We start from the raw sequence: 10,876 nt of genomic DNA, 5'->3' as shown, positions 1-10,876 counted from the left end.
TGTGCCTATTTTTCAATGATATATTTATTGATTTATATCGAACTCACGTTAATAAAAGCAGCTTTATATTCTTTATTTCTTTTTGAAAGCTGTACATTTGTGTGTCCGTCCATTGCTACGAAGGTAATGGACGGACACAATGCGTAAATAAGGAGGCATTTTATGGACAATAGAGGAAAAATTGTCATTTATCAAACAAAGGATGGGAAAACTTCCATTGATGTGAAGTTGGAGAATGAGACGGTGTGGCTCAATCAAGCTCAAATGGCGGAGTTGTTTCAAACGGATAGAACTTCTATAGTGAAGCATGTTAATAACATCTATAAGTCGGAAGAGTTGGAGAAAGACTCAACTTGTGCAAAAATTGCACAAGTTCAGATGGAGGGGAATCGGACTATCAAGCGTCACATTATTTATTATAATCTTGATATGATTATTTCTGTCGGTTATAGGGTCAATTCCATGCGTGGCACCCAATTCCGTATTTGGGCCAATAAAGTCCTGAAAGACTACTTGATTAAAGGTTATGTCATTAATCAGCAGGTCAAAGCTGCTCAACTGGAAGACCTGAAGAGCACCGTACGCCTTCTTTCTAACGTCATCGAACACAAACAATTGACGCTGGATGAGGCCAATGGGCTCTTGCGTGTGATTACCGATTACACTTACGGTCTGGATACACTGGATAAATACGATTACCAGCAATTGGAAGTAGACTCCACGACTCCTACTGAAGAATTCCGTGCCACCTATGAAGAAGCTATGGAAGCCGTCCACCTTTTGCAGGAAAAGTTCGGAAGCAGTGATTTGTTTGGAAATGAAAAGGATCAGTCGTTCAAAAGCTCTATCAACACCATTTATCAGACATTCGGTGGAGAGGAACTTTATCCAAGCATTGAAGAAAAAGCCGCAATGCTTTTCTACCTTGTCGTAAAGAATCATTCGTTTAGTGACGGTAACAAGCGTATTGCCGCTTTCTTGTTTCTTTGGTTTCTGGAGAAGAACGGTATATTATATAAATCCGATGGTTCGAAGTTGATTGGAAACAATACGCTTGTGGCACTTACGTTGATGATTGCCGAAAGCCGGACGGAAGAAAAGGACGTGATGGTGAAGGTAGTAATCAATTTGATTAATAAGAATAATTGAATTTAGGTCTTATTAATGAGTGATATAGATAATGAGAGATACCTCGTTTCAAGGTGTCTCTCATTCTACCTAGTACCTTCTTGGGCACTTTTTTTATACTCTTTACTTTATTACTGTATAGTATTTGCTTCATCCTTTTTTATCTCCGCCTTGCCATAATATCCCGGCATCGGCATGTAAATCGGATTATAATAAGTATTGATATTATTCAACTTCTTCTCCTCCTCTTTCAGCCGTTTGATTTGCCGTGCGGCAGTGGTAGGGGTAAAGCCGCACAATCCTTGAAAGTCGCGACGGGTTAATACAGGGTTGCTCTTGAAGTAGTTTGTCAGCAATTTGTCTATCTCGTCATTTGAAAGGACAGCCGAATGGGGTTTCAGTTTACTTCGCTCCACATGAACAACACTGACTGACCTTTTCAGTTTGGCATCCGCTTTAAAGCTGATGTTGGCTTTGAGTTTTATCTGATTCGCTTTTAGTTTGGGCGAAGTGATAGGCTCTTGACTATTCAGCTTTATCTGGAAATAACCGATGCCATCCAGATGGACGCTTTGTCCTTCCCGAAGACGATCACCCATAAAATGACTTAGGGATTCGAGAACAGACTTTACATCCCCTTCAGTTAGAGAAGTGGCTATCTGGATTTCTTTTGCCAGATAGTCTGTGTCAATGTGTTGGAAGTTGACTACACGTGCGTGATACACTTCCTTACCTTCCTCGTCCTTGGGACGGGGAGTCTTGTACAATTCAAATTGTATTGCCATTATTTACTTGTTTTTGCCTTATATGACTACGTATTTATAATTTGCCGTTGTTAGTCCTATAAGGGCGTTGTTTTTCTTTGTTGTAAAACTAATCAATCTTTGGACTTAGGAGGGATTTGTTGTTATATAGCTGTTGTTTGTTTGTTATCAAGCGGCTTTATATAAGTGTCCTGCCTTTATTCTTGGATTAAAGTGTAGGTATAGTTGCTTTACAGTGCCTTTATCATTAATCTCCCACGGCCGTGGTGAGATCTCTTCATGGCTGTGGTAGGATCTTTCCACGGCCGTGGGAGGAATTCGTCACGGCCGTGACGAAGTAACTATATCGGTAGCAAAGATAAACTATATCAGGGAGAAAAGCAAAGTATTCCTACTTGTTGTAGGTATTTATATGCCTTGTTCTATTTGATAGATACAGGGCAAGGGAGAATTAAACTATTTTACTGTGATAACAGTGGCATTGTCTGAAAAATATAGTTATATTTGTAGCGTGTCTTCAGGAAGAGGATATGTTTGTTTTGTATTGGAGATAGTGTTTTTTATTATCTATTGTGAGAAATCTGGTAAATTTAGCACCCGTAGATAATAAGTGACCGGTCTCCACGTCCATGTTGTATATATATTTGTTATATACCTCAACGGGCGTGGAGCTATTGCTTATTATTCGGGTACGGCCCACCAGAGCCTCTCACAGGATAGTACAGTAATAGTTTCCGCGCCTTTTTTATTGGCAAACGGGAACACATAATTAAAAAATGATAGTTATGAGTAATTTTACTTGTTCCCGTTCCTGCCTGATGAAGCACGATTTAGAACGCTCCGTCGACAAGCTTAGTTTTATGAAAGAAAACTGGCCTAGCTTTGCAAATATTGAAAGCGTAGACCAATTGTCAAAAGCTGAATTGCAGTGTTCTCTCTGTTTATTGAATATAGTGATAGACGGGCTGTCAAAAGATGAATTCTCATGTCCGAATAAAGAACTTATCCATTTGGTCATCATGTATGTGTATATACAGGAAAGGTTCGATTTATGTGAAATCAAAGAACTGCATACTAAATTGGTGATGGCTCCTATGAAGAAAAGAAAGAAATGGCTCTCTAAGTCATAGCTATTCAGGTTGTCTTTGCAAAAATGTGATGAAAGTAGTGCTTTTTGCGGTGATAGGTGACAGATGTGGTGATAGGTTAAAAAACAACCTATCACCGACGGAAACCTCGATGAATAAGGTGTTTGATTGCCGTTGGTGATAGGTGATAGAGAAAAGTGATTTTTTATATATGAGAAGAAGCTTATTTGCGAAGAGTATTTTTATTCGGAGTATTCCATACTTTCGTCTGATCGCATACAATATCAATCCATTGGTCACCGCATTTGATCTTGAAATCTCCTTTTTCCAGTCTCCACTTACCGTCATATCCGACAAATGCCAAATCGCTTCCTTTTAGTTTCAACGTAACAGTCTTTGTTTCTCCCGGTTTCAGAGAGATCTTTTCAAAGTTCCGCAGACGGATATTGTCCGGTGTACTGCTTGCCACCAAGTCTTTAGAGAATAACAACACACTTTCTTTTCCGGCAACTTTGCCCGTATTGGTTACATCAATCGTGAATATCAGCTCATCATCGGCATTGAAAGTCGGTTTGTTTACTTTTAGGTTATTATATTTATAATTGGTATAGCTTAATCCGAAGCCGAACGGCCATTGAATATCCATCACCGAATCATAATTGTAGTTACCTCCCATTTGACCCATATTTTCACAAGGCTTGTAGTCATAAGTCGCCAAAGCGTTGATTAGGCGGGGATAAGTAAACGGCATTTTTCCACTGAAGTTGGCATCACCGGCCAATAAGTTAGCAAGTGCATCGCCACCGTAATTGCTTGGCAGCATGATGTTGACGACAGCTTTTGCCAAAGGCTCTATGTCATTGATAATACGCGGACGTCCCTGGTTCAGAACCAAAACGATAGGTTTACCCGTAGCGGCCAGAGCTTTTACCAGATTGCGCTGATTTTCCGATAAGGTAAGATCCGTCAGGTTGCCGGGAGTTTCGCAATAAGAGTTTTCGCCAATGCAGGCGATGATAATATCTGCCTGTGCTGCCGCTGCTACCGGTTTTTCAATTTCCGGTTTGTTTTCTTCCCACCAGTTATCGTTCTTGTAAGGAGCATAGGTGACTCCCGGTTCGTAGATAATATTCTCTTTTCCGTATTTCTCACACAAAGCCTCGTAGATTGTATGATATGCCTGCGTGTAATCATCGGCAACGTGTCCCTGCCAGCTATATGACCATCCGCCATTCAGGCAACGCATGGAGTTTGCGTTCGGCCCGGTCAGCAGAATCTTTTTGCCTTTCGCTATCGGCAGGGTATGTGCGTCATTCTTCAATAACACTTCCGATTCTTCGGCAGCCTGAAGGGCAACGGCCGCAAATTCCTTAGAACCGAACTTGTCATACTTCTTAATGTCCCAATACGGATTGTCGAATAATCCCAGACGATATTTCAAACGCAACACACGGGCTACTGCATCGTCGATGCGCTCCATAGATACCTCTCCTTCTTCAACCAACTCTTTCAGATAATCGCAGAAACTCACTTCGTAAGGAACCATTGACATGTCGATTCCGGCATTGATGGCAATCTTGATAGCTTCTTTCTTGGTGGCAGCAATATGATCCCGTGTGCAGAGATTGTTTATGTCCGCCCAGTCTGTTACAATCAGACCGTCCCAGTTGAGGTCTTCTTTCAGCCATTCGGTCAGTAATTCACGGTTGGCATGAAAAGGCAGGCCGTTGTCAACGCCAGAATTCACCATCACGCTCAATGCACCATGACGCACGGCAGCCAGGAAAGGAGCGAAGTGTTTTTCACGCATATCGCTGCGTGAGATGGAAGAAGGAGTACGGTCTTTCCCGGAAACGGGTACACCGTAACCCATATAATGCTTCATACAGGCAGCTACATGGTATGCTCCGATGCGGTTCGGGTCTTCTCCCTGAAATCCCTTTACGGCCGACACGCCCATTTCTGCATTTACATAACAATCTTCTCCATAGTTCTCCCACATACGTGCCCAGCGCGGGTCGCGACCTAAGTCGACTACTGGGGCGAACGTCCAGGGGATGCATCCTGCTTTGGTTTCATAGGCAGATATTTCGGCACTTTTCCTTGTCAGTTCCCGGTTGAAAGTGGCTCCCATGTTGATGCCTTGCGGAAACATCGTTCCGTCCAGCGTGTAGGTCGTTCCATGAATCTGGTCTACTCCATAGATGCACGGGATACCGATTTCTTTCATTGATTTCTCCTGTATCTGCTTGATGGCTTCCGCCCACTTCTCCTTCTTCTGTGCTACCCCTAAAGGAACATTCAACAGGGAGCCTACTTTATATTTGCCGATAACAGTGTTGAGCATTGCCTCGCTAAGACAGAACCCCTTTTTGCGACTGGTTTCAAGATCAGAAACCACATCAATGGTGATTTCACACATCTGACCGATCTTTTGTTCAAGAGTCATTTTCTGAAGCCATTCCCGGATGTTAGTTTCAATAGCCGGATCAGCTGGGATGGCAGGAGAGGTTGTCTGTGCGTAGGGCGCAAGACAAGTACCGGCAAAGGCTGATACTAATACCATTTTCTTAATGCTTTTCATGAGTTGATATTTTTAGAGTAAGACTTAAATTCTATTACAAATGTAGGAAGATTTGCAATCACCCGAAAGGGCGAAATGTAATTGAATACAAATCATGCCCCAATAAGATACATTCTGTGCGTATGGGTAAAACATTTGGCAGACCGGGTGTGAACGAAATACCGTATTTCTCTGGTGAAAAACATCTACTTTTGTACTGTCGGCTGACAGAAGATGTTTAACTTTTAAATTATATAATATGCGAAACGCTTTATTTCTTATTTCCATCTTACTTTGTTCCGTATGCGAGGTATCGGCACAGGGTTACAATAACCCTGTAATCTCCGGTTTCCATCCAGATCCGAGTGTTTGTAAGGCAGGGGATGATTATTACCTGGTCAACAGCAGTTTTCAATATTTTCCCGGAGTGCCTTTGTTTCACAGTAAAGACCTTGTGCATTGGGAGCAGATAGGAAACTGTCTGACCCGTCCGTCCCAACTCAATCTGGCTGATGCCAATTCGGGAAGCGGTATTTTTGCTCCTACCATCCGCTACAACGATGGAATATTCTACATGATTACTACCAATGTCTCCGGCAAGGGAAACTTTCTGGTGCATACCACCGATCCCCATGGCGAATGGTCCGAACCTGTTTGGTTGGAGCAAGGAGGCATCGATCCTTCGCTTTATTTTGAAGACGGCAAATGTTTTATGGTCAGCAATCCGGATGGGTACATCAACCTGTGTGAGATTGATCCCATGACAGGCAAACAGCTTTCTTCTTCCAAAAGAATATGGAACGGCACCGGAGGCAGATATGCCGAAGGTCCGCACATTTATAAGAAAGACGGCTGGTACTATCTGCTGATTTCGGAAGGCGGTACGGAATTGGGACATAAAGTAACCATTGCCCGCAGCCGTTACATAGATGGCCCTTATCAGGGAAATCCGGCAAATCCTATTCTGACTCATGCCAACGAGTCGGGACAATCCAGTCCGATTCAGGGAACCGGACATGCCGACCTGGTGGAAGGTACTGATGGTTCCTGGTGGATGGTTTGTCTGGCGTACAGAGTGATGCCGGGTATGCATCATACGTTAGGTCGTGAAACTTATCTGGCTCCGGTGCGGTGGGATAAGGACGCTTGGCCTGTAGTCAATGGTAACGGAACCATTTCTTTGAAGATGGACGTGCCTACCCTGCCTCAACAGGAAATGAAAGGCAGACCGGAACGAATAGACTTTAAAGAAGGACGACTTTCTCCCGAATGGATTCATCTGCAGAATCCCGAAGCAAAGAATTATACGTTTACCAAAGATGGAAAACTTCGTTTGATAGCGACTCCCGTTACGTTAAGTGACTGGAAAAGCCCTACCTTTGTCGCTTTGCGGCAAGAGCATTTTGATATGGAAGCATCCGTTCCGGTAGTCTTGCAGAAAGCCGGAGCGAATGATGAAGCGGGAATTTCCGTCTTTATGGAGTTTCATTCTCACTACGATTTATTTGTCCGCCAGGATAAAGATCGGAAACGTTCTGTTGGCTTGCGATATAAACTAGGAGAGATTACCCATTGTGCCAAAGAAGTTTCTCTGCCGGCGGATGGTGAAGTGGAATTAGTGGTGAAGTCGGATATCAATTACTATTATTTCGGTTATAAAGTGAATGGAATATATTATGATCTGGGTAAGATGAACACGCGTTATCTAAGTACTGAAACAGCAGGTGGATTTACCGGAGTCGTCTTGGGACTTTACGCTGTATCGGTTTCTAAGGAATCAAAGATGTATGCTGATTTTGAGTATTTTAAGTATAAAGGGAAATAGGGAGAAAACAAATGAATCCCTTTTATAAAACAAATTCACCCCATCGTTTCCAAAACGCTCCCTATATGAATAACATTACAGAGGTGAAGTTACATGCCGAATACATAATTTTGTGGTGTAGAAACAAAATATGTTTTAATGAGACGAGGTTAACGATTTTAAATTTAATCTAATAGTATATGAAGAATATGGAAAAACAGTCATTCAATGATGGATTATTTAGTCCATCGGGTATTAAACGAGTCATATTTATGCTGGGGTTATTGACTACCTCTTTTATATCATGTGTTTTAAATTAACTATTAAACAATATACCATGAGTAAACACTTTTCTTTAAAATGCACATTTGTGCATCTCTTTAGCTTTGCGGTAATCATTCTGTTATGTTTGCCGATAATGTCTGTGAAGGCTGTTCCTTCACAAACTTCAACTGTCAGTGGTGTAGTTATCTCGGGCACTGATGAGTTGCCTTTGGTGGGGGTTAGTGTCTTGGTGAAGGAGACAGCCAATGGAACAATCACCGATATGGATGGAAACTTCAAGCTGAATGTGGTGTCCGGACAGACTTTAGTCTTCTCTTATATAGGATACGTTACGCAGGAAATCGTTGTGACGGATCAGAAATCGCTCAATGTAATATTAAAGGAAGATACCGAAATTCTTGATGAAGTAGTGGTGGTGGGTTATGGTGTGCAGAAAAAGAAACTAGTGACCGGTGCAACGGTGCAGGTGAAGGGTGAGAGTCTTGCCAAGATGAATACCAATAGCCCTTTGCAGGGGATGCAAGGACAGACACCTGGGGTGAATATCTCTTCCACTTCCGGCCAGCCGGGCTCGGACATGAAAGTCAGTATTCGTGGCCTGGGTACTGTCGGAAATTCTAGTCCACTGTATCTTATTGATGGTGTGGGCGGTGATATTTCCACCTTGAATCCTGTCGATATAGAAAGTATCGATATATTAAAGGATGCAGCTTCGGCAGCTATTTATGGTGCTCAGGCTGCCAATGGTGTAGTGTTGATTACCACAAAATCGGGCAGGGAAGGAAAGGCGCAAATTTCCTTTGATGCCTATTACGGTGTGCAGACAGTGGCCCGGAAGATAAATATGCTGAACGCAAAAGAATACATGACCATTATGGACGAGCAGGCTGTTAATTCCGGAAATACACCTTATGATTGGAGTTCATTTCGGAGTATTTATGATGCTAATGGAAATGTACACGATACGGACTGGATAGACTCGATGTTTAAAGATAATGCCAGAACGCAGAGTTATACATTGGGTATCACCGGAGGTTCGCAGACTTCCACTTATGCCTTATCGTTGGGGTATATGAGTCAGGAAGGAGTAGTGGGCGGTAAGGACGTTTCGAACTATGAACGTTACAACTTCCGCATCAATTCCGAGCATAAGATATTCAAGGATTCGGATTTGCTGAAAGTGGGCGAGCAGGTCAGCTTCGTTTACAAAATGAACAATGGCATTTCAGTATCCGACCAATATAACAATACTTTGCGCGGTGCATTTGCCACTTCGCCGCTTGCTCCAATCTATAGCGATAATAATGCTTATGATTCTTCTTATAACGATACATCGAACTCCGATTGGTATAACGGTGACGGCAATCCTTACGGTTCAATGATGACCAACAGCAACAACGAGAACAAGACGGCCACATTCTCCGGCAATGTATATGCCGAACTGCAACCGGTCAGGAACTTGAAGTTGAGAAGCGTATTCGGAGCAGTGTACGGTTCTTCGGAATACCGTAGTTTCAATCCGCTTTATCAATTCTCAATTTATACTTATAATACGACCCGTACATCAGCCACCCAAAATATGAATCATTCTTTAGGAATGACCTGGACTAATACGGCTGCTTATGACTGGACATGCGGTAAACATGCATTCAATGCTTTAGTCGGAATGGAAGTATATCGCTATTCTGGTACTTATCTGCAGGCCAAAACCGGAGCATTGAGAGAAGGCTTTGACGATTGGGACCATGCCTATGTAGGTAATGGTACAGCTTCGAGCGCCGACGACGGAATGTCTGTCGATGGATATCCGCATGATGAAAGTCGCTCTGTTTCTTACTTTGGACGTTTCGGATGGAACTGGAAGGAAACCTATATGCTGAATGCTACCTTGCGTGCTGATGGCTCATCGAAGTTTGCACGTGGCAACCGTTACGGTGTATTTCCATCTATATCTGCGGGATGGACTCTCTCAAATGAAAAGTTCATGCAGAATACTCAAAATTGGCTTGATTATCTGAAGTTGCGTGCAAGTTGGGGACAGGTCGGCAATCAGAATATCGATAATTACCAGTATACGGCTCCTATCGCCTCTTCCAATACCCATTACATTTTCGGAACAGCCGATGGTGCCCCGGCACAGTCTGGTTACTGGGGTGCATATCCCAGCCGTTTGGCCAATGAGAGTGTAACTTGGGAGACTTCGGAACAGACTAATATAGGTATTGATGCACGTTTCTTAAAAAGCCGTTTGAGTTTGACCGCCGATTTCTATATCAAGACAACCAAAGATTGGCTGGTGGAAGCTCCTATTCTGGCTACGGCAGGAACGGGTGCCCCTTTTATCAACGGCGGAGATGTGAAGAATACAGGTGTTGAACTGGCTTTAACCTGGAATGACCGGGCAGGTAAGGACTTCAATTATAATATTGGTGTGAACGGTGCATATAACAAGAATAAGGTAGGGAATATTCCTACTGAAGATGGTATCATTCACGGCAAAATCAATATGTTGTATGATAATACACCGGAGTTCTACCGTGCACAAAACGGTCATGCAATCGGTTACTTTTGGGGATACGAAACTGCCGGTATCTTCCAGAACAAAGAACAGATTGCCAACTGGAATGCCGACGGAAAGCATGGCATCCTGCAGGCCGACGCACAAGCGGGTGACGTTATCTACGTAGACCAGAATCAGGATGGAATTATCGACGATAACGATAAGGTGGATTTAGGCAATGGCACTCCTGATTTTACTTACGGATTCAATGTCGGATTTAACTACAAGAACTTTGATTTCTCATTGGTAGCCTATGGAGCCGCTGGCAATCAGATTGTGCAATCGTACCGTAATCATGCTAATAGCAAGGCTAACTATACGACTGCCATTCTGAATCGCTGGACCGGAGAAGGAACTTCCAACCGGATGCCTCGTGTAACGGACACTAATATCAACTGGCAGTTCTCCGACCTCTACCTGCAAGACGGTGACTATCTGCGTATCAGCAACATCACCTTGGGTTACGATTTTGCCAAACTAATCAAACTCAAAGCTATCAGTCAGGCTCGTTTGTATGTTCAGGTACAGAATGCGTTTACTTTCACTAAATACGATGGTATGGATCCCGAAATTGGTTACGGAACCTCCGACTGGGTATCGGGTATCGACCTGGGGTATTATCCTCGTCCGCGTACATTCCTCGTTGGTGTCAATCTGAAGTTCTAATTTATAACCTTAAAAAAA

The 10,876-nt window shown here is 43.0% G+C and carries 6 protein-coding genes; 4 read left to right on the top strand and 2 right to left on the bottom strand.

All coding sequences use genetic code 11. The annotated features are described in order from the left end of the window. Positions 1–162 precede the first annotated feature (162 nt). Complete coding sequence (gene rhuM, locus ACT8YW_RS11680; protein ID WP_444105061.1) at positions 163–1,149, top strand: RhuM family protein; 987 nt, start codon at positions 163–165, stop codon at positions 1,147–1,149. A gap of 110 nt (positions 1,150–1,259) precedes the next feature. On the opposite strand, the gene ACT8YW_RS11675 is transcribed toward rhuM, so the two are convergent. Further along, positions 1,260–1,913: an HU family DNA-binding protein gene (locus tag ACT8YW_RS11675; RefSeq protein ID WP_444105059.1), complete on the bottom strand. Its 654-nt coding sequence runs from the start codon at positions 1,911–1,913 to the stop codon at positions 1,260–1,262. Positions 1,914–2,677: 764 nt separating this feature from the next. On the opposite strand from ACT8YW_RS11675, the gene ACT8YW_RS11670 reads away from it, so the two are divergent. Then, positions 2,678–3,022, top strand: coding sequence for a hypothetical protein (locus ACT8YW_RS11670; RefSeq protein ID WP_444105057.1), 345 nt, complete (start codon positions 2,678–2,680; stop codon positions 3,020–3,022). Positions 3,023–3,203: 181 nt separating this feature from the next. Here ACT8YW_RS11670 and ACT8YW_RS11665 read toward each other — a convergent pair whose 3' ends face one another. Then, positions 3,204–5,564 carry a beta-glucosidase family protein gene (locus ACT8YW_RS11665; RefSeq protein WP_444105055.1) on the bottom strand — a complete coding sequence of 787 codons (2,361 nt, stop codon included), beginning with the start codon at positions 5,562–5,564 and terminating at the stop codon, positions 3,204–3,206. 238 nt (positions 5,565–5,802) lie between these two features. On the opposite strand from ACT8YW_RS11665, the gene ACT8YW_RS11660 reads away from it, so the two are divergent. Together ACT8YW_RS11660 and ACT8YW_RS11655 are read left to right on the top strand one after the other, a co-directional pair. Next, entirely contained in the window at positions 5,803–7,368 is a 1,566-nt protein-coding gene (locus tag ACT8YW_RS11660; protein ID WP_151936001.1) for a glycoside hydrolase family 43 protein, read from the top strand. Positions 7,369–7,684: 316 nt separating this feature from the next. After that, the gene (locus ACT8YW_RS11655; RefSeq protein ID WP_444105053.1) at positions 7,685–10,858 is read left to right on the top strand and encodes a SusC/RagA family TonB-linked outer membrane protein; all 3,174 of its coding nucleotides are present in this window, start codon (positions 7,685–7,687) and stop codon (positions 10,856–10,858) included. The last annotated feature ends 18 nt before the right edge of the window (positions 10,859–10,876 follow it).

It is taken from the genome of Bacteroides sp. (assembly GCF_052357945.1).
GTDB lineage: Bacteria > Bacteroidota > Bacteroidia > Bacteroidales > Bacteroidaceae > Bacteroides.
Note: the sequence above shows the minus strand (reverse complement) of the source record. Positions and strands in the feature narration are given on the sequence as shown.